2 protein-coding genes are annotated in these 422 nt (G+C 52.8%); both read left to right on the forward strand.

Features of this window, described 5'->3' with window-relative positions; genetic code table 11:
• A partial coding sequence (locus tag AC1RPQ_RS07960; protein ID WP_481762257.1) for a hypothetical protein occupies positions 1–184 on the forward strand: 184 nt, incomplete at its 5' end.
• A 40-nt stretch (positions 185–224) separates the two neighbouring features.
• Positions 225–422: hypothetical protein (locus tag AC1RPQ_RS07965; protein WP_481762258.1), on the forward strand; the 198-nt coding region annotated here is incomplete at its 3' end.

Raw genomic sequence — 422 nt, forward strand, 5'->3', positions numbered from 1 at the left:
GTTTGCATCCGCCTACAAGTGCACGGCACAGCTCGTGGTCTATAACGATCTTCCTCAGGTGAGCCGGACGATTACCGTCGTTGGCCTGTGGCCGGCTTCGGTTGCGGATGTCGAACTCGACGGTTCCGCATCGAACCTTGTGACCCTCAACATCACGTGGGCTTTCGACTACCTGATCAACTAACCCTCGTAAATACACGGTTTGTTTAACCAAGGACAAGACTATGAAAGCAGAAGTAATAGCACGCCTAATGGTCACGGCCAGCGAGGGTAAGTGGGAGGACATGACTCCTGCTGAGCGCAAACGCTACAACGAAAAACACCCGAATAACCCTCATGCAGATACGTATGATCCGAAGGATGAGTGGTGGGAGTTTATGACTCCGGAGATGCGGCAGCGCTACATCCGTGAGCATCCGAAT

The sequence above is a fragment of the Dellaglioa sp. CoH-57-MRSF-21 genome, from assembly GCF_056781915.1.